The 16,915-nt window shown below is 64.5% G+C and carries 22 protein-coding genes and 1 pseudogene; 14 read left to right on the top strand and 9 right to left on the bottom strand.

Annotated elements, in window-relative coordinates; genetic code table 11:
• Positions 1–47 precede the first annotated feature (47 nt).
• The gene (locus IVA88_RS03135; RefSeq protein ID WP_247495836.1) at positions 48–434 is read right to left on the bottom strand and encodes a hypothetical protein; all 387 of its coding nucleotides are present in this window, start codon (positions 432–434) and stop codon (positions 48–50) included.
• Between the two features lie 119 nt (positions 435–553).
• On the bottom strand, positions 554–796 hold the full coding sequence (locus IVA88_RS03130) for a hypothetical protein (protein ID WP_247495835.1): 243 nt from the start codon (positions 794–796) through the stop codon (positions 554–556).
• Positions 797–1,090: 294 nt separating this feature from the next.
• On the opposite strand from IVA88_RS03130, the pseudogene IVA88_RS03125 reads away from it, so the two are divergent.
• The 5 genes and pseudogenes from IVA88_RS03125 to IVA88_RS03105 all read left to right on the top strand — a co-directional run bounded on the left by IVA88_RS03125 (position 1,091) and on the right by IVA88_RS03105 (position 4,251).
• Positions 1,091–1,527: pseudogene (locus IVA88_RS03125) on the top strand (nuclear transport factor 2 family protein).
• Between the two features lie 217 nt (positions 1,528–1,744).
• A complete protein-coding gene (locus tag IVA88_RS03120) occupies positions 1,745–2,185 on the top strand; it encodes a nuclear transport factor 2 family protein (RefSeq protein ID WP_247495834.1) in 441 nt (146 codons plus the stop codon).
• Positions 2,186–2,400: 215 nt separating this feature from the next.
• Positions 2,401–3,306 (top strand): hypothetical protein, encoded by a 906-nt coding sequence (locus tag IVA88_RS03115; RefSeq protein ID WP_247495833.1) that lies wholly within the window; start codon positions 2,401–2,403, stop codon positions 3,304–3,306.
• 219 nt (positions 3,307–3,525) lie between these two features.
• Positions 3,526–3,948: a hypothetical protein gene (locus IVA88_RS03110; protein WP_247495832.1), complete on the top strand. Its 423-nt coding sequence runs from the start codon at positions 3,526–3,528 to the stop codon at positions 3,946–3,948.
• Between the two features lie 165 nt (positions 3,949–4,113).
• Positions 4,114–4,251: a hypothetical protein gene (locus IVA88_RS03105; RefSeq protein WP_187437467.1), complete on the top strand. Its 138-nt coding sequence runs from the start codon at positions 4,114–4,116 to the stop codon at positions 4,249–4,251.
• 40 nt (positions 4,252–4,291) lie between these two features.
• Here IVA88_RS03105 and IVA88_RS03100 read toward each other — a convergent pair whose 3' ends face one another.
• From IVA88_RS03100 to IVA88_RS03090, 3 genes are all read right to left on the bottom strand, one after another.
• Positions 4,292–4,438, bottom strand: coding sequence for a hypothetical protein (locus IVA88_RS03100; RefSeq protein WP_247495831.1), 147 nt, complete (start codon positions 4,436–4,438; stop codon positions 4,292–4,294).
• Between the two features lie 198 nt (positions 4,439–4,636).
• On the bottom strand, positions 4,637–5,119 hold the full coding sequence (locus IVA88_RS03095) for a MaoC family dehydratase (protein WP_247495830.1): 483 nt from the start codon (positions 5,117–5,119) through the stop codon (positions 4,637–4,639).
• Complete coding sequence (locus IVA88_RS03090) at positions 5,119–5,571, bottom strand: MaoC family dehydratase (protein ID WP_247495829.1); 453 nt, start codon at positions 5,569–5,571, stop codon at positions 5,119–5,121. The genes IVA88_RS03095 and IVA88_RS03090 overlap by 1 nt, the downstream gene beginning before the upstream one ends.
• Positions 5,572–5,754: 183 nt before the next feature.
• Here IVA88_RS03090 and IVA88_RS03085 point away from each other — a divergent pair, with 183 nt between their 5' ends.
• A complete protein-coding gene (locus IVA88_RS03085; protein WP_247495828.1) occupies positions 5,755–6,051 on the top strand; it encodes a DUF4282 domain-containing protein in 297 nt (98 codons plus the stop codon).
• A 48-nt stretch (positions 6,052–6,099) separates the two neighbouring features.
• On the opposite strand, the gene ychF is transcribed toward IVA88_RS03085, so the two are convergent.
• The 4 genes from ychF to IVA88_RS03065 all read right to left on the bottom strand — a co-directional run bounded on the left by ychF (position 6,100) and on the right by IVA88_RS03065 (position 9,038).
• Positions 6,100–7,197, bottom strand: coding sequence for a redox-regulated ATPase YchF (gene ychF, locus IVA88_RS03080; protein WP_247495827.1), 1,098 nt, complete (start codon positions 7,195–7,197; stop codon positions 6,100–6,102).
• A gap of 5 nt (positions 7,198–7,202) precedes the next feature.
• Complete coding sequence (gene pth, locus IVA88_RS03075) at positions 7,203–7,808, bottom strand: aminoacyl-tRNA hydrolase (RefSeq protein ID WP_247495826.1); 606 nt, start codon at positions 7,806–7,808, stop codon at positions 7,203–7,205.
• Positions 7,809–7,865: 57 nt separating this feature from the next.
• Positions 7,866–8,603 carry a 50S ribosomal protein L25/general stress protein Ctc gene (locus IVA88_RS03070; protein WP_247495825.1) on the bottom strand — a complete coding sequence of 246 codons (738 nt, stop codon included), beginning with the start codon at positions 8,601–8,603 and terminating at the stop codon, positions 7,866–7,868.
• 183 nt (positions 8,604–8,786) lie between these two features.
• A complete protein-coding gene (locus tag IVA88_RS03065; protein ID WP_011090176.1) occupies positions 8,787–9,038 on the bottom strand; it encodes an accessory factor UbiK family protein in 252 nt (83 codons plus the stop codon).
• Positions 9,039–9,206: 168 nt separating this feature from the next.
• On the opposite strand from IVA88_RS03065, the gene IVA88_RS03060 reads away from it, so the two are divergent.
• The 8 genes from IVA88_RS03060 to IVA88_RS03025 all read left to right on the top strand — a co-directional run bounded on the left by IVA88_RS03060 (position 9,207) and on the right by IVA88_RS03025 (position 16,853).
• Positions 9,207–9,938 carry a dienelactone hydrolase family protein gene (locus IVA88_RS03060; protein ID WP_247495824.1) on the top strand — a complete coding sequence of 244 codons (732 nt, stop codon included), beginning with the start codon at positions 9,207–9,209 and terminating at the stop codon, positions 9,936–9,938.
• 14 nt (positions 9,939–9,952) lie between these two features.
• Positions 9,953–10,798 (top strand): prolipoprotein diacylglyceryl transferase, encoded by an 846-nt coding sequence (gene lgt, locus IVA88_RS03055; RefSeq protein WP_247495823.1) that lies wholly within the window; start codon positions 9,953–9,955, stop codon positions 10,796–10,798.
• A gap of 21 nt (positions 10,799–10,819) precedes the next feature.
• The gene (locus IVA88_RS03050) at positions 10,820–11,938 is read left to right on the top strand and encodes an SAM-dependent methyltransferase (protein ID WP_247495822.1); all 1,119 of its coding nucleotides are present in this window, start codon (positions 10,820–10,822) and stop codon (positions 11,936–11,938) included.
• Complete coding sequence (pgeF, locus tag IVA88_RS03045) at positions 11,935–12,702, top strand: peptidoglycan editing factor PgeF (protein WP_247495821.1); 768 nt, start codon at positions 11,935–11,937, stop codon at positions 12,700–12,702. Before IVA88_RS03050 ends, pgeF begins: the two co-directional genes overlap by 4 nt.
• A 113-nt stretch (positions 12,703–12,815) precedes the next feature.
• Entirely contained in the window at positions 12,816–13,430 is a 615-nt protein-coding gene (locus IVA88_RS03040; RefSeq protein ID WP_247495820.1) for a hypothetical protein, read from the top strand.
• Positions 13,431–13,623: 193 nt separating this feature from the next.
• Positions 13,624–14,577: a ribose-phosphate pyrophosphokinase gene (locus tag IVA88_RS03035; protein ID WP_247495819.1), complete on the top strand. Its 954-nt coding sequence runs from the start codon at positions 13,624–13,626 to the stop codon at positions 14,575–14,577.
• Positions 14,578–14,793: 216 nt separating this feature from the next.
• Positions 14,794–15,822, top strand: a complete 1,029-nt coding sequence (locus tag IVA88_RS03030) for a putative zinc-binding metallopeptidase (RefSeq protein ID WP_247495818.1) — start codon at positions 14,794–14,796, stop codon at positions 15,820–15,822.
• Positions 15,819–16,853, top strand: coding sequence for an ATP-grasp domain-containing protein (locus IVA88_RS03025; protein WP_247495817.1), 1,035 nt, complete (start codon positions 15,819–15,821; stop codon positions 16,851–16,853). Before IVA88_RS03030 ends, IVA88_RS03025 begins: the two co-directional genes overlap by 4 nt.
• Positions 16,854–16,915: the final 62 nt, after the last annotated feature.

Raw genomic sequence — 16,915 nt, 5'->3', positions numbered from 1 at the left:
CCGTCCATGTTTATGGATGGGGCGCTCGAGAATGATGGGAACGCCCCTCACCCCACGCTCGCCGTCACCACCGCCATCACCGACAGCAGCAGCACGATGGTCACGAGCTGGAGCGAGGCGACCGGCTGGGTGCGCCATGCGGTGATCTTGTCGGCGAGCGACAGATGGGCCTCGAAGAATTTGGGTTCGTAGACGGTCTTGAAGAAGGCCGGGAAGCTCGGCCCGAAGGTCACCGCGAGCAGCGCATGGGCGAGCGAGGCGATGGCGACGAAGATGGCGACGCCGGGATCACCGACCAAATCGTGATTGCCGACCAGCTTGAGCAGGAAGGCGGCCGCGGCGAAGGTCGGGAAGCTCTGCAGCGTCGCGGTCAGCGCCAGGCGTTCGAGCGCGTTGTGCAGGCTGGACTTTCTGACTCTGGCGATGGCGGCCATGGCACGTCTCCCTGATGACATGCGGATGATTTTAGCCGCGATCAGGGAGGGCTGATGTGAGACGCGTCACGCCCATTTCCTCTGCCGGAACGAGGGGCGCGCCCTGGAATGACGAGGGATTACAGCTTGCCCTGCCCGTTCACCTGGCTCTGCTGTTGCTGCCGCCTCTCCTGCTCTTGCCGCTCCTTGGCATGATGCCGGCCATACAGGCAGCCGGCGGCGGCGCCGAGCACGCCGTGATGGCCGGCATAGTGGCCGGCGACGCCGCCGACGACGGCGCCCTTGATGCAGCCTTTGGCGTTGGCGGCGGAGGTCACGCCGCAGATGAGAAGTACGGCGGCGATGGCGGCGAGGGATTTCATGGATCGATATCTCCGGATGCGGTGTCGCGATCTCAACGGGCGCAGGCCGGTCACGGTTCCCGGCCGCCTCGCATCGTTGCGCCCGCTGTGCTTCGCGCGCCCTGCAGCCGGCCCAACGCTTGCGTGAACTCGTGCAGGCGCGCGATCTATCAACCCCCGATTGCAGCCATGAACCTGGCATTGCGCTAGCGCGTCATATCGTCTGCAACATCCCTGTGGTTTGCGGATTGCCGGTGTCCGAGGCCGCGCGTTAGCTTTGCGCAAACTCCACACGGCCAACGAAGGACGGGCGGAATGACGGTCGAGCAGCTCAATCGCCAGCGCGTGCTGCATCTGCTCGATGCCATCGCGCGCAGCGATCTCCAGGCTGCGCTCGCCTGCTGCACCGACGACGTCGACTTCCTCACCCACGCGCCGATCGACGTGCTGCCGCACATGGGCCCCTGCCACGGCAAGAACGAGCTTGGCGAGTTCTGGCGCACGGTGCAGGAGCGATACGCCGAGATCCGCTACGAGGTGCCGCAGATCGTCGCCGAGGGCGACACGGTGGCAGCCTATTTGCGCGTGTTCTTCAGGAAGCGCAGCAACGACCGCATCATTCAGGTCGACATGGCCGCAACGGCCAGGTCGCGCAGATCCGCGAGATCATCGATTCCTACGATCTGGTGCAGCAAGTGCTGGAACGTGAGATCGGACCATTGATCGTGGGCCAGCGGGTGGACGGGGCGTAGATCGCTCTCCGACCGGGCGAGACCGGTAAAATACGGGGTCCTGTTGTAAATCTCACAAGCCGCGATCAATTGTGCATTGCGAAAACGTGAATTGCGTTTTGGCCGAAACAGCGTATTTTGTTCGTATACAAATGAGTTGAGCGACCCTGCGGCACCTTTCCTGTGCGCATGGGGTTGTTTTTCGTTTTTTTCGCAAGCCAGCTTCAGGACTGCCCAAATGACAGAGCACAGCCTCTGGCGTTTCTCGCGCGCGTTGCACCGCGCGATCAACGACCGGCATTTCGAGGACATCGAAGCCCTGATCGACGAGGACGTCGAGTGGGCGCTGTACGGCCCGATCGACATGTTTCCGTTCCTCGGCGCGCGCCAGGGCAAGGATGCCGTGCTCGACGTCATTCATCAACTCGCCGACAATTTCCAGGTCCGCCGCTTTGACCGCGAGAGCATCATGCTCGGGGTCGATTCCGCCGCCTCGATGCTGCGCTATTCGCTCACCGCGCTGGATTCCAGCAAGCCGATCAGCCTGCGGGTGGCGCAGTTCGCCCAGTTCAGGGCCGGCAAGCTCACCAGCCTGCGCGTGCTGATCGACACGTTTGATTTGGTCGAGCAGGCGCTCGGCCGCGCCATTCATCTGCCGAAGATGACCAGCGTCGGCTGAAAGGGGACACCAACGGGCCCCGCTGTTCGGGACCGATGGCTGATGCTCCCCGCGACGCGTCCTGGCCTCCAGCCCCGCCGGATGCAATCGTGGAGAAGCTCGCCATCGGGCGCGCGCCTTTCGCGCGGCCCGTTGGTTCGCGTTTGATGGAACCGCCACAATTCCGCAACGATGGTTCCGCATCCTGTGCGCGAATTGGGCTGACGGGCAGGACGATGGAATTCTCGACAGGGTTTGGCTGGGCCAGGCTGCCGGTGCTGGCGGCCGTTTTCATCTTGGGATCGGTGCTGACGGTTTCGGCGCAGATCATTCCGCCCACGGCCGCGGTGCCCGAGGAGGACGCCGAAGCGGCGGAGGCCCCCGACGGCAACGACCCCGACGTGCTCAGCGGCATCGACATCGACAAGCTCGACTGGGGCCAGCTGGCGATCGACGCCGGCACGCTCAACGACACCATCGCCGCCAAGAAGCGCGCGCAGGCCGCCGCCAAGGACGGGCTGAACTGGGCGACCAACGCCAACGCCAACGGCTCCTCGGCGGTGACGGTGAAGCAGTCGGTATCCTCATTCTGGGACGCCCGCATCGGCGCCGACATGACGGTGACGAGCGAACCGCGGACGATGTCCGAGCTCCTGGCACAAAAGGCCACCAATGGCGGCAGCGTGCCTCAGTCGTCCGGCAGCGCGTGGGCGGCCGCGACCGCCCCGGGCGCAGGCGCGATCTGGGACAAGACCGCGGTGGAAGCCCGCGTCGATCCCGGCGCCGAACAGAGCAAGCTCGGGGCGTCGCTGATCAAGTCGGTGCCGCTGTCGGGCGATACCTCGCTGACACTCCAGAACGGCTACAGCGTCAACCAGCAGGGCACCACGGCGCTCCCCGGCGTCGGTGGTCACATCACGCGCAATTACGGGACCGACCAGTCCGCCAAGGTCACCCTCACCGACACCGGTACCAGCATCACCGCGGGCCAGTCGCTGTCGACCACCGATGACAAATGGCTGCGCAAGGTCGGTGCCGAGCAAAAGCTGTTCGACAACGTCACCGTCTCGGGTTCGGTCGGCGAGACCTCGCAAGGGACGATCAACAAGAGCCTGACGGCGGGTTTCAAGAAGAGCTGGTAGCCAGGCCCCACTCTTTCCCCTCATCCTGATGAGGAGATGGGTTCTTCTCCGCGGGCCGCGTTCAGACTCTCGTAACCATACGCCACGGCAAAGCCCCCGAATGGACCGCCCTTGCCGCACCTCGGCCAAGTTGCGGCCAAAATCCGACGCCCTAGTCCTGACCGACGTCGTCGTGCGGGGGACACTCGCGCTGCGCTCAACGCGAACAGGGGAACAACGATGAACGCCATGCGCCCGGAAAAGACCGAGACCACCGAGACCGAGACGGTCGACACCGACCTCGCCGCAGTTACGGAAGTTGAAGCCGGCATCCGTGACTTCGTCCGCAACGACATCGCCTATCTGCGCCGTCCGGCATCGACGACCACGGACGCGCCGCCGCTCGATCCGAGCGCGGAGGCCACCGTCACCAATGTCAACTCGCTGATCCAGCGCGTCGCCGGCACCTCGCTCGCCGAGATCGAGAATCTGATCTCCGAGCTCGAAAGCCTGCGCGACTTGCTTCATGCCGAAGGCCAGCGCGTCCAGCGCGAGATCTCCGGCTACGCCCAGCTCAGCCAGGCCGCGATGAAGTCGACCCGCATGATCGCCGACAACGTCTCGCAGTGGAAGCGCGCCGCCGATGGCCTGCGCAACAGCTGATCGCTGAATCCCGCATTATCAGCCGCCGCGTTCCGAAAGGGGCGCGGCGGTTTTGATTCGTGGGATATGTGCTCTCCCTCGCCACCACTTTGAACTTCCCGCATCCTCCCGGCGACTAACGCCAGGCGCCCACAGCCATCGCGGCCGGGCCTGGGGACATTTCAGATGGAAAGCATTCGGCCCGACAACACGGACCCGATACCGCTGCGGCCCGCGCCGAACCAGTTCGGCACGATCATGCTGCGCTTTGTCGGATTGCTGGCGGTTGCGATCGCGATATTGGCGTTCGTCTATAGCCGCTGAGGCGGAGGCCGCGTTGCGGCCCCGCGGAGTTAACGAAGTCTTACCGGGCGGCTTCCACGGTCGAAGCTTCGAGAGTGTAGGCGCCGTCGGCGTAGCCCTTCACCACCATGCCAGCGACCAGCATCACAACCAGCGTCGCGGTAGCAAAGATAAATCCGACCAGCTTGAGTGCGCCGCGGTCTGCCATGGTCCTCGTCCCCTGTACTCTGCCCAGATCGTTCAAATAGACAGCGACAGGTTCATAATTGGTTAGCAACTCGATGGTTCCGCCAACTGCTTCGCGGGAAAACCATGTTGCGCAGGCTTATGGCAGCCACCCGGAATCGCGTCCATAGCGCGGAGGCAACACTCGCACGCTGTTTTCGCCGTTCATCTTGGAACGGATCTAACCGCCGTTCGCACGCATCGGCACGAAGGCACTGGCGGTGATGGCGTAGACGTCCTCGCCGCGCTGGTTGGTGCCGGTGGTGCGCGCGGTCAGGATGCCCCAGCCGGGTCGCGAGGCGGAGCTGCGCTTGTCGATGACGACGTTGACGTAGGTGACGATGTCGCCGGCGAGCACCGGCTTGATCCAGCGCAGGTCGCGAAAGCCCGGCGACGGGCCCCACACCGCGACCTCCTCGCCGCGCGAAGCGGCTTCCCGCGCCAGACGCTGGCCGTCGGCGACAAGCAGGCTCATGCAGGCCGAGCCGACATGCCAGCCCGAGGCCGCGAGCCCGCCGAACAGCGAGTTCTTGCCCTCCTCCTCGTCGAGGTGGAAACGTTGCGGATCGAACTTCGCGGCGAACGCCTTGATGGAGTCCGCCGTGAAAATATAGGCGCCGATCTCGCGGCGATGCCCAATCTCGATCTCCTCGAAAAACGGCATTAGACCGCCCCCTCGCGCCGCTTGATCAGGATCGGCGAGGTCATCTCGCACAGCGCATCACCCCCAGCGTTACGCACGGCGCATTTGAACTTGACGATGCCGAGCTCCGGACGACTCTTCGAGGTGCGAGCCTCCACGACGTCGACGTCGAGCATGAGGTCGTCGCCGGGTCTCAGCGGCGACAGCCAGCGCACCTCCTCGACGCCGGGAGATCCCAGCGAGGCGGCGCGGGTAATGAAGCCGTCGGCCATCATCCGCATCATCAGCGAACAGAGATGCCAGCCCGAGCCGGACAGGCCGCGCAACATGCTTTTGCTGGCGGCCTCCTCGTCGAGGTGCATCGGCTGGGGATCGAACTCGGCAGCGAAGGCCAGGATCTCGTCGCGGGTGACATGGCGCGGGCCGAATGTTCCGAACCGGCCGGGCGGGAAATCTTCGAAGGTCAGGGTCATCTTGGGAAAGGTTTGAGGGAATGACAGATTGTGGCCGCACTTTGCGGCAATCTCAACCCGCCGGCCTGCATGGCTCGTGCTACATTCGACGCGCCGGCGTTGGTCTTGAGTCGGATCAACCGGGGGCCGGAATCCACTTGCAAGGCCCGTTTTGACACCACCTGAATTGCCCTGGGGAGAGCAATGTTTTCATTCAGCGACCTGTTTCAATGGGACCGCTTCATCACGCCGACGATCATCAAGACCTTCTACTGGCTGGTGATCGCGCTGATCTGCCTGTTCGGCCTCTCCGGCATCTTCTCCGGCCTCGCGATGATGGCGATCAGCCCGTTCGGCGGCTTCCTGACGCTGCTATCGTCGATCGCGAGCGTCGTCGTCGGGATCGTGTTCTCGCGCATCCTCGCGGAGCTGATCCTGATCATCTTCCGTATCAACGAGCACCTCGGCGCGATCAGGGATCAGGGCGGCGGGTTGCGGTAGCCGTCATCCGGGCTCGCGCTTCGCGCGCCCGGCAACGACAAGCTGATCTTACGTATTAAACCTGAAATGCATCACGTCGCCGTCGGCGACGACGTATTCCTTGCCTTCGAGGCGGAGCTTGCCGGCATCGCGGGCGCCGGCTTCGCCGCCCAGCGCGACGTAGTCCTCATACGCGATGGTCTCGGCGCGGATGAAACCCTTCTCGAAGTCGGTGTGGATCACGCCGGCCGCGCCCGGCGCCTTGGTGCCACGATGGATGGTCCAGGCGCGCGCTTCCTTCGGGCCCACCGTGAAATAGGTGATGAGGTCGAGCAGCGTGTAGCCGGCGCGGATCAGGCGATCGAGGCCGGCCTCTTCGAGACCCAGCGTCTCCAGGAAATCGGCGCGTTCGTCACGTGAAATGGTGGCGATCTCGGATTCGATCTTTGCCGAGATGACGACGGCAATGGCGCCTTCCTTGGCGGCCTGGTCCTGCACCGCCTTCGAGAACGAATTGCCCGATGCGGCCGAGCCTTCCTCGACGTTGCAGACGTAGAGTACCGGCTTGGATGACAGCAGGCCGAGCATCCCGAAGGCGCGCTCCTCCTCCGCCTTGCGCTCGACGAGGCGCGCGGGCTGGCCCTCGCGCAGCAGCACCAGCGTACGATTGACGAGGTCGAGCTGCTCCTTGGCGTCCTTGTCGTTGCCCTTGGCCTTCTTGGACAGGTTGTCGACGCGCTTTTCGAGGCTGTCGAGATCGGCGAGCATCAGCTCGGTCTCGATGGTCTCGATGTCGGCGAGCGGGGCGATCTTGCCCTCGACATGGGTGATGTCGGAGTCCTCGAAGCAGCGCACGACATGCGCGATGGCATCGACCTCGCGGATGTTGGCGAGGAACTGGTTGCCGAGGCCTTCACCCTTTGACGCGCCGCGCACGAGGCCGGCGATGTCCACGAAGGTCAGTCGGGTCGGAATGATCTGGCCCGACTTGGCGATGGCTGCGAGCTTCTCCAGCCGCGGATCCGGCACTGCGACCTCGCCGACATTCGGCTCGATCGTGCAGAACGGATAGTTCGCCGCCTGCGCCGCGGCCGTCTCGGTCAGCGCGTTGAACAAGGTCGATTTGCCGACATTGGGCAATCCGACGATCCCGCATTTAAATCCCACGAGCGTTATTCCTTGCCGTTGTCGTCCTTGGTCAAAAATCCCTTCGCCTGCATGGCGAGGTGCACCCTGTTGGCGAAGGTCGCGTCCGTGCCTTTGGCAACCAATCCCGCGTGCTCGGCCACCGCGTCGCAGAGTGTCGCTACCCAGTCGTTGTCGGCTTTGGCGAAGTCCGACAGCACGTGGCCGTGCACCAGTTCCTTGACGCCGGGATGACCGATGCCGAGCCGCACCCGGCGGTAGTCGTTGCCGATATGGGCGGAGATCGAGCGCAAGCCATTGTGGCCGGCGATGCCGCCGCCGATCTTCACCCGCACCTTGCCCGGCGGCAGTTCGAGTTCGTCATGGAATACGGTGACGTCGCCCGGCGCGATCTTGAAGAAGCCTGCCGCTTCCTGAACGCTGCGGCCGGAATCGTTCATGTAGGTCGTCGGCTTGAGCAGGATCACGCGCTCAGTGCCGAGCGAACCTTCCGAGGTCTCGCCCTGAAACCTGCGGCGCCAGGGCGCGAAACCATGACGCCGTGCGATCACGTCGACGGCCATGAAGCCGATATTGTGCCGGTTGCGTGCGTATTTCGCGCCGGGATTGCCGAGCCCAACAAAGAGTCGCATGACGCGGCGCGCCCCTCGCTCGGCGCGCGGTCAGGGACCGCGCGCCGGCTTTGAGAGTTACTTCTTCTTGTCGCCGCCGGCGGGAGCCTTGGCAGCGGGAGCTTTGGCAGCCGGAGCCTTGGCAGCCGCGGCCGGAGCAGCAGCACCTGCAGCAGGAGCGGCAGCACCAGCGGCCGGAGCAGCAGCACCCGCAGCCGGAGCAGCAGCCGCAGCCTTCTGCTCTTCGGCGTAGCCGGACGGCGGCACGATGGTGACGAGGGTCGCGTCCTCGGAGGTCAGCGCCTTCACGCCGGCCGGCAGCTTGATGTCGGATAGATGCAGCGAGTGGCCGATTTCAAGCGAACCGACATCCGCCTCGATGAACTGCGGGATGTTCTCCACGCCGCACTCGAGCTCGATCGCATGCGCAACGATGTTCACGGCGCCGCCGCGCTTCACGCCGGGCGAACCCTCAGCCTTCACCACGTGCAAGGGAACGCTGATGCGGATGGTGGCGCCTTCGCCGAGCCGCATGAAGTCGACATGGATCGGGAAATCCTTGACCGGATCGAGGTGGTAGTCGCGCGGAATCACGCGGTGCTTGTTGCCCTCAAGGTCGATGTCGACCAGCGTGGTCAGGAAGCGGCCGGCGAGGATGCGCGTGCGCAGTTCACGATCTTCGATCGAGATCGTCAGCGGGGGCTGGTTGTTGCCATAGATCACTCCGGGCACTCTCCCGGCGCGACGCTCAGCCCGGGCGGCCCCCTTGCCGCTCTTCGGACGTGCGGTCGCCTTCAATTCCTTGACGGTCGCCATAACGTTAAGTCCTTGTTTTTGCAAAAGTTAATGGGCCGCAAGGCGGCCCATGGCATACGCCGCAGCAAGCCTCCAGGGGTGCGGGGGCCGCGGACGTGGCGGGCTTTTACCCGGAAGACGCGGAAATGACAAGGAGAATGGGCCGCCGGGCGGAACCCGATAGACCCGATGGAGCCGCCGGAGTTACCCGCCGAGCTTGGCCTCCAGCGCCGTGATGCGTGCCTTCAGCGCCTCGTTCTCCTCGCGCGCCAGCCGCGCCATGTCCTTGACCGCCTCGAACTCCTCGCGCTTGACCAGATCCATGTCGCGCAGGAATTTTTCGGCCTGGGTGCGCATCACCGTGTCGAACTCGCGCTTGACGCCCTGCGCGGCACCGGCGGCGTCGTTCATCAGGCGGCCGATCTCGTCGAAAAACCGGTTGTTGGTCTGGGTCATTTCGGTCTCCTGGCGGCTTTCGATGAACTCTGCGCGAGCGCGCGGAAAGACAATGGCAATCCGATCGGGCCGGTTCAAGAGCCGATCGGCGGCATCCTTGTCATGCCCCGGTTTCCTTGCAATCGTACTCAACGTCCCTGCATAAGAAGAAGTACAAAGGCGCTCAAGATGATCGATCAGCAGATCGCGATCCCCACCAAGGACGGTCACACCGCCACCTTCATCAGCCATCCCGAACGCGGCGGGCCGTTTCCGGTCATCCTGTTCTACATGGACGCGCCGGCGATCCGCGAAGAGCTGCGTGACATGGCGCGCCGGCTCGCGACCTCCGGCTATTACGTGATGCTGCCGAACCTCTATTACCGCTCGGGCGTGATGGAGCTCGGCGCGCTGCCGGCCGATCCGAACGCGCCGGAGCGCAAGCGCATGTTCGCGCTGATGGGCTCGCTCACGATCCCCATGGTCATGGACGACACCAAAGCACTGCTCGCCTATGCCGAGGGCAGGACCGCGGCGAACACAGATGTCGTCGGCACCGTCGGCTACTGCATGAGCGGCCGCTACGCTATCAACGCCGCCACGCATTTTCCCGATTGCGTCAAGGCCGCCGCCTCGGTCTACGGCACGCAGCTAGCAACCGACCAGGACGACAGCCCGCATCTCGCCGCCGGCAGGACCGAGGCCGAGCTCTATTTCGCCTGCGCCGAGACCGACATCTACGCGCCCGCCGAGATCATCGAGAAGGTGAAGCAGGGCATGAACGGCGCCAAAGCCGAGGTCGAGATCTATCCCGGCACCCATCACGGCTTCGCCTTTCCCAAGCGTCCGGTCTATCACCGCGACGCCGCCGAGCGGCATTGGGAGCGTCTGCTGGCGCTCTATCGCCGCAATCTGGTCTAGACATAGAAGGCGCGATGCCCTTTCTGCTCATCGACTTTCCCGCCTTCAAGCCGATCGCGATCGAGATCGGTCCGTTCGCGATCCGCTGGTATGCGCTGGCCTATATCTGCGGCATCGTATTCGGCTGGCTCTATGCGCGCTCGCTCCTGAAGAAAGAGCGCCTGTGGGGCGGTCCGGCGCCGATGTCGCTGCTGCAGATCGACGACTTCATTCTGTGGGTCACGCTCGGCATCATCCTCGGCGGCCGCACCGGCTACGTGCTGTTCTACAATCTGCCCTTCTTCATCGAGCATCCCGCCGCGATCTTCAGGCTTTGGGAAGGCGGCATGTCCTTCCACGGCGGCTTCCTCGGCTGCGTCGTCGCGGTGATGTGGTTCGCCTATCGCAACGGCATCTCGATCCTGTCGCTCGGCGACATCACCACCGCCGTCGCCCCGGTCGGACTGCTGCTGGGCCGCATCGCCAATTTCATCAATGGCGAATTGTGGGGCCGCGCCACCGACCCGGAGCTGCCCTGGGCGATGATTTTTCCCAATGACCCCGCCCAGCTACCGCGCCATCCCAGCCAGCTCTATGAGGCCGGCATGGAGGGCATTTTGCTGTTCACGGTGCTCGCGATCATGATCCGCTTCGGTGCCCTGAAGCGGCCGGGCATGATCCTCGGCGCCTTCATCCTGATCTATGGTCTGAGCCGGATCGCCGGCGAGCATTTCCGCGAACCGGACGTCCAGCTCGGCTTTCTCTGGGGCGGATTAACCATGGGCATGCTGTTGTCGATCCCGATGCTTATTGTAGGCCTCATACTTATTGTATTGGCAGTGAGGCGCGGTGCGCCGCAGCCCGCAAAGGCTATCAGTTAATTCCTTTCGAGAAGATAGACCGTGACCGAACAGCCGCTACTCAACGAGATCAAGGCGCTGATCAAATCCTCGGGCCCCATGCCGGTCTGGCGGTACATGGAACTGTGTCTGATGCACCCGCGCTATGGCTATTACGTCTCGCGCGATCCATTGGGACGAGAAGGTGACTTCACCACCGCGCCCGAGGTCAGCCAGATGTTCGGCGAGCTCTTGGGCCTGTGGACCGCCTCGGTGTGGAAGCAGATGGGCTCGCCGCAATTCCTGCGGCTGATCGAACTCGGCCCCGGCCGCGGCACCATGATGGCGGATGCGCTACGCGCGCTCCGCGTGCTGCCGCCGCTGTACCAGGCGCTTCACATCCACATGGTCGAGGTCAATCCCGTCCTGCGCGAACGACAGAATGCGACGCTGTCGGGCGTGCGCAACATCGCCTGGCACGACAGCATCGACGACGTGCCCGAGGGACCGAGCATCATCCTCGCCAACGAATATTTCGACGTGCTGCCGATCCACCAGATGGTCCGTCACGAGAACGGCTGGCACGAGCGCGTGATCGAGATCGATGCCAACGGAAAACTTCAGTTCGGCGCGGCTTCCGAGCCGACGCCGCGCTTCGAGGTGCTGCTGCCGTCTCTGGTACGCGCAGCGCCCGTCGGGGCCGTGTTCGAATGGCGGCCCGATGCGGAGATCATGAAGCTCGCGACGCGCGTGCGCGACCAGGACGGCGCGGCGCTGATCGTCGACTACGGCCATCTGCGCAGCGATGCCGGCGACACCTTCCAGGCGATCGCGCGCCACTCCTTCACCGATCCCCTGAAGGCGCCGGGCCAGGCCGACGTCACCGCCCATGTCGATTTCCAGGCGCTCGCGCGCGCGGCCGAGGATGTCGGCGCCCGCGTGCACGGCCCGGTGACGCAGGGCGATTTCCTCAAGCGCGTCGGCATCGAAACCCGTGCAGCCGCGCTGATGCAGAAGGCGACGCCTGACGTCGCCACCGATATTTCGATCGCACTCAAGCGCCTGACCGATACCGGACGCAGCGGCATGGGCTCGATGTTCAAGGTGCTCGGCATCTCCGAGCGGCGGCTGACGAGTATCGCCGGCCTCAGCGATCTCGAACGCGCCGGAGGCGCCTCATGAGCCTTGCTTCCTCGCTGCTGTCGGCGGTGCCCGGTCTGCGCCACGCCTTCTTCACCCGCGAAGGCGGCGTCTCGGACGGCATCTATTCCGCGCTGAACGGCGGGCTCGGCTCCAATGACGATCAGGCCCTTGTCGCGGAGAACCGCCGCCGCATGGCCGAGCATGTCGGCGTCGCGCCGGAACGCTTTCTCAGCCTGCACCAGATCCATTCCCCCGACGTGCTCGTCGCCGACACCCCGTGGCCGGGCGGGCCGCGGCCGAAGGGCGATGCGCTGGTGACGAAGGTGCCCGGCATCGCGCTCGGCGTCTCCACCGCCGATTGCGGGCCCGTGCTGTTCGTCGATCCCAACGCGGGCGTGATCGGGGGCGCGCATGCCGGCTGGAAGGGCGCGCTCACCGGCGTGCTGGAGTCGACCATTTCAGCGATGGAAAAACTCGGCGCTACGCGCAGCGGCATCATCGCCGCGATCGGCCCGTTGATCCGCCAGGACAGCTATGAAGTCGGCAATGAATTCGTGGCGCGCTTCATCGACGCGGATGCGGACAACGCCATGTTCTTCATCCCGTCGGTGCGCGAGGGCCACGCGATGTTCGACCTCGCCGGCTTCATCCGGAAGCGTCTGGAAGCCGCAGGCATCCTGATGATCGACGATCTTGGTCTGGACACCTACGCCGACGAACGCTTCTTCAGCTACCGCCGCTCGGTGCATCGCAAGGAGCCGGATTACGGCCGTCACGTTCACGCGATCGCGCTCGAAGCGTGAACACAAGGGCAACGCCGCGTCATTCCGGGGCGATGAGCCCGGCGCGATGACTGTGGCCTGCGGTGCTCCCGCCCTAGACGTTAATGCGTTTTAACGATATCGCTGCCCTCCTCATGAGGGACGCGTCATTCATCTTGCGCCGCGCGGGTTCGCGGGTGCTGGCGATCATGCTGCTGGCGGCTGCGACCGCGCTTGGCGGCTGTGCCGGTGGCGGTGGTGCTGCGAACTCCTATGCGATGGCGCCGAGCGCCGGATCCGGGGCGACGGTCGCATTCGAATCAATCGACGGGCCGCCGCCGCAAGTGTTCGACCGCATGGTCGGCGTGCTCGACAGCGAATCCAAGCTGCGCAGCCTGTCCGTGGTCTCCCGCGAGGGGACGGCCGCCTACCGCGTGCGCAGCTACCTCTCTGCCCAGATCGTGCGCGGCAAGACCGTGATCGCCTGGGTCTGGGACGTCTACGACGCCAACCAGCAGCGCGCGCTGCGCCTTTCCGGCGAGGAACCGACCGCGGCCAGGGGTGGACGTGACCCCTGGGGCGCCGCCGACGACCTCGTGCTGCGGAAGATCGCCCAGGCCGGATTCAGCGGACTTTCCAACATGATCAACGGCGCGCCGGATGCGCCGGGCTCCGCTCCCGGCTTGCGCGGGCCGGCCGTGGCGAGCGTGATCCTAGAGGCTCCGGCGGCCGAGATGCCGGCCTCGGCGCTCGGCTATGCGGAGCGATAACCCCCGCGAAACCACGGGCCCAACTTCCGGGCAAACCGTTGGCCGGACTCGGGATTTCGCAGGGAAAACGTAGCGTCCCGGGTTGCCATTGCAGCCCCCGGCCTGATATTTCCTCGCCCGTCGTAACCGTGCTTCCAGTGGGTATTCTCTGATGTTGAACATCGTGTCCAGCAAAGCGCGGGAGGAAGCGTCCATGTCGGCCAAGAACGGCTCCATCAAGCTCGTCGCCGGCAACTCCAATCCGGCTCTCGCACAGGCCATCGCGCAAGGTCTCGACCTGCCGCTGACCAAGGCGGTGGTACGGCGCTTCGCCGACATGGAGATCTTCGTCGAGATCCAGGAGAACGTCCGCGGCTCGGATGCCTTCGTCATCCAGTCGACCTCGTTCCCGGCGAACGACCATCTGATGGAATTGCTGATCATTACCGACGCGCTGCGCCGCTCCTCGGCACGCCGCATCACCGCGGTGCTGCCCTATTTCGGCTACGCCCGGCAGGACCGCAAATCGGGTTCGCGCACGCCGATCTCGGCAAAGCTCGTCGCCAATCTGATCACCCAGGCCGGCGTCGACCGCGTCATGACGCTCGACCTGCATGCCGGCCAGATCCAGGGCTTCTTCGACATCCCGACCGACAATCTCTACGCGGCGCCGCTGATGGTGCGCGACATCAAGGACAAGTTCGACCTCTCCAAGACGATGGTGATCTCGCCCGACGTCGGCGGCGTCGCGCGCGCACGCGGCCTCGCCAAGCGCATCAACACGCCGCTCGCGATCGTCGACAAGCGCCGCGAACGTGCCGGCGAATCCGAGGTCATGAACGTGATCGGCGACGTCGCCGGCTACACCTGCATCCTGATCGACGACATCGTGGATTCCGGCGGCACGCTGGTGAACGCGGCCGACGCACTGATCGCCAAGGGCGCCAAGGACGTCTACGCCTACATCACCCACGGCGTGCTTTCCGGCGGCGCGGCCGCGCGCATCACGAACTCCAGGCTGAAGGAGCTCGTGATCACCGACTCGATCCTGCCGACGGACGCGGTGAGCAAGGCGCCGAACATCCGCACGCTGCCGATCGCCAGCCTGATCTCCGACGCGATCGCGCGCACCGCCGCGGAAGAGTCGGTGTCGAGCCTGTTCGACTGAATTTCTTGCTTGTGATTTCTTGCCTGGCCCGCTTCCGGGACATCGCAGGGTGGGCAAAGGGCGCAACCCGCCGTGTCCACCTTTTATTGCGGCCATGAAGACGGTGGGCACGCTTCGCCTTGCCCACGGCCTCACCCGCCGCCGCTGCCCATTGTTGCCGACGACCGCCCATGACATCATCCGAATCCCGAGTCATCTCTGCCCTCTGGATGCCCGATGCCACGCCGGAAATTTGCCTGGGAGAAGCTGTCGGATGACGAGTTGCTCAAGCAACGCCTCTCCAGCCTGAGGGTTACGGTCGAGGGCACCTGGCTCGAGGACTGCGTCAGCACGCTCTATGAGGAGCTGGAAGAACGGGATATCCGGCTGCGGCCGCACACGTGGATGTCGAGCGAATGGTTCAGTCCGGGCGGCGTTCCCGGCATCGCCATTCCGTTCTATCTCGCTCATCCGCGCCTGATGAAGCTCGAGAAGAAGATGATGTTCGACGTCGAGGGCGGAACATGGCGGGAGTGCATGGCCATCCTCCGTCACGAAGCGGGCCATGCGATCCAGCACGGCTACCAATTGCAGCGCCGCCGGCGCTGGCAGCAACTGTTCGGCCCCTCGTCGAAACACTATCCACGCTATTACCGGCCCAATCCGGCCAGCCGGCGTTACGTCCAGCATCTGCGGCTGTGGTATGCGCAGAGCCATCCCGACGAGGATTTCGCCGAGACCTTTGCGGTGTGGCTGCGGCCGCGCTCGAACTGGCGGACGCGCTATGCCGGCTGGCCGGCACTGAAGAAGCTCGAATATGTCGACGAGCTGATGGGCGAGATCGCGGGAAAGCGGCCGCTGATCACGACGCGGGAGCGTGTCGATACGCTGGGTCGGCTCAGCCAGACGCTCGAAGCCCACTACAAGAAGAAGCAGGCGTTCTACACCTTCACACCTCCGAAGACCTACGACCGCGATCTCTCCCGGCTATTTTCGGCCGATCCGCGGCATCACCGGTCGAAGCCGGCTTCGGCCTTGATCCGGCGGCACCGCGCCCATATCAGGCAGCTGGTGGCGCGATGGACGGGCGAGAATCAGCTTACACTCGATGCCGTGCTCGACGAGATGATCTCTCGCTGCCGCGAGCTGGACCTGCGCGCCGTCGGTCCCGAACCGAAGCTTGTTCTCGATTTTACCGTTCTCGTGACCGCCAAGACGATGCACACGATGTTTGGCCCGTCTCGGCGAAAATGGATCGCGCTATGAGACGTCTGCGCATTCTGGTCCTCATGCATCCGGACTTCGTGCCGCCGGACTCCAGCGACGGACACACCGCGCAGGAAATCAACGCGTGGAAAACCGAATACGACGTAGTGAGCACCTTGCGCGCGGCGGGCCATGAGGTTCGCCCATTGGGCGCGCAGGAGGAAATCAAGCCGGTGCGCGAGGCGATCGAGGAGTTCAAGCCGCACGTGGTTTTCACGCTGCTGGAGGAATTCCACAACAACGTCGCCTTTGACCAGCACATTGCGAGCTATCTCGAGCTGATGAAGGTCGCTTATACCGGCTGCAATCCGCGCGGCCTGACCCTGGCGCGCGGCAAGGATTTGTCCAAGACGCTGGTGCATCACCGCCGGATTGCCGCACCGGCTTTTGCGGTCTTCCCGATGCGCCGCAAGGTAAAGCGCCCGACGCGTCTTGCGCTGCCGCTGATCGTCAAGAGCCTGAACATGGATGGATCCTTCGGCATCTCGCAAGCGTCGATCGTCGATACCGACGAGAAGCTGGCGGAGCGGGTTGCCTTCATCCACGAGCGGGTCGAATCCGCCGCCATCGCCGAGCAGTTCATCGAGGGACGAGAGCTTTACGTCGGCGTGCTCGGCAACAATCGCTTACGCGTTCTGCCGGTCTGGGAGTTGAAATTCGGCAGCATGGGCGGCCGCTCGTCACGGCACATCGCCACGGAGAAGGCCAAGCACGACACCGACTATCAGGAGAAGGTCGGCATCGTCGACGGGCCTGCGAAGGATCTGGCGCCGGAAGTGACCGCCAAGATCCAGAGGGCCGCGAAACGCATCTACCGGACGCTTGGTCTCGACGGCTACGCGCGCATCGACTTTCGTCTCACCGCCGACGGCACGCCGTATTTCATCGAAGCCAATCCCAACCCTGAAATCGCCAAGAGCCAGGAATTCGCCACGGCGGCTCAACATGCCGGGCTCAAATATCCGGACCTCCTTCAACGCATTCTGACCCTCGGGATCAGCCGCGCCAAGGCGGGGGTGTCGCTGGGGTGATGACGAACACGGCAGCGATCGCCCCTCATCCCTCGAGACGCGCTTCGCGCTCCTCGGGATGA

It is taken from the genome of Bradyrhizobium sp. 149, assembly GCF_023073915.1.
Taxonomy (GTDB): Bacteria; Pseudomonadota; Alphaproteobacteria; order Rhizobiales; family Xanthobacteraceae; genus Bradyrhizobium.
This window is presented reverse-complemented; position numbering and strand designations above follow the sequence as displayed.

Bases quoted from the DNA above. Each gene is read 5' to 3' on its own strand.
- IVA88_RS03135 (WP_247495836.1), bottom strand. From the start codon at position 434: ATGGCCGCCATCGCCAGAGTCAGAAAGTCCAGCCTGCACAACGCGCTC.
- IVA88_RS03130 (WP_247495835.1), bottom strand. From the start codon at position 796: ATGAAATCCCTCGCCGCCATCGCCGCCGTACTTCTCATCTGCGGCGTG.
- IVA88_RS03120 (WP_247495834.1), top strand. From the start codon at position 1,745: ATGACAGAGCACAGCCTCTGGCGTTTCTCGCGCGCGTTGCACCGCGCG.
- IVA88_RS03115 (WP_247495833.1), top strand. From the start codon at position 2,401: ATGGAATTCTCGACAGGGTTTGGCTGGGCCAGGCTGCCGGTGCTGGCG.
- IVA88_RS03110 (WP_247495832.1), top strand. From the start codon at position 3,526: ATGAACGCCATGCGCCCGGAAAAGACCGAGACCACCGAGACCGAGACG.
- IVA88_RS03105 (WP_187437467.1), top strand. From the start codon at position 4,114: ATGGAAAGCATTCGGCCCGACAACACGGACCCGATACCGCTGCGGCCC.
- IVA88_RS03100 (WP_247495831.1), bottom strand. From the start codon at position 4,438: ATGGCAGACCGCGGCGCACTCAAGCTGGTCGGATTTATCTTTGCTACC.
- IVA88_RS03095 (WP_247495830.1), bottom strand. From the start codon at position 5,119: ATGCCGTTTTTCGAGGAGATCGAGATTGGGCATCGCCGCGAGATCGGC.
- IVA88_RS03090 (WP_247495829.1), bottom strand. From the start codon at position 5,571: ATGACCCTGACCTTCGAAGATTTCCCGCCCGGCCGGTTCGGAACATTC.
- IVA88_RS03085 (WP_247495828.1), top strand. From the start codon at position 5,755: ATGTTTTCATTCAGCGACCTGTTTCAATGGGACCGCTTCATCACGCCG.
- pth (WP_247495826.1), bottom strand. From the start codon at position 7,808: ATGCGACTCTTTGTTGGGCTCGGCAATCCCGGCGCGAAATACGCACGC.
- IVA88_RS03070 (WP_247495825.1), bottom strand. From the start codon at position 8,603: ATGGCGACCGTCAAGGAATTGAAGGCGACCGCACGTCCGAAGAGCGGC.
- IVA88_RS03065 (WP_011090176.1), bottom strand. From the start codon at position 9,038: ATGACCCAGACCAACAACCGGTTTTTCGACGAGATCGGCCGCCTGATG.
- IVA88_RS03060 (WP_247495824.1), top strand. From the start codon at position 9,207: ATGATCGATCAGCAGATCGCGATCCCCACCAAGGACGGTCACACCGCC.
- lgt (WP_247495823.1), top strand. From the start codon at position 9,953: ATGCCCTTTCTGCTCATCGACTTTCCCGCCTTCAAGCCGATCGCGATC.
- pgeF (WP_247495821.1), top strand. From the start codon at position 11,935: ATGAGCCTTGCTTCCTCGCTGCTGTCGGCGGTGCCCGGTCTGCGCCAC.
- IVA88_RS03040 (WP_247495820.1), top strand. From the start codon at position 12,816: ATGAGGGACGCGTCATTCATCTTGCGCCGCGCGGGTTCGCGGGTGCTG.
- IVA88_RS03035 (WP_247495819.1), top strand. From the start codon at position 13,624: ATGTCGGCCAAGAACGGCTCCATCAAGCTCGTCGCCGGCAACTCCAAT.
- IVA88_RS03030 (WP_247495818.1), top strand. From the start codon at position 14,794: ATGCCACGCCGGAAATTTGCCTGGGAGAAGCTGTCGGATGACGAGTTG.
- IVA88_RS03025 (WP_247495817.1), top strand. From the start codon at position 15,819: ATGAGACGTCTGCGCATTCTGGTCCTCATGCATCCGGACTTCGTGCCG.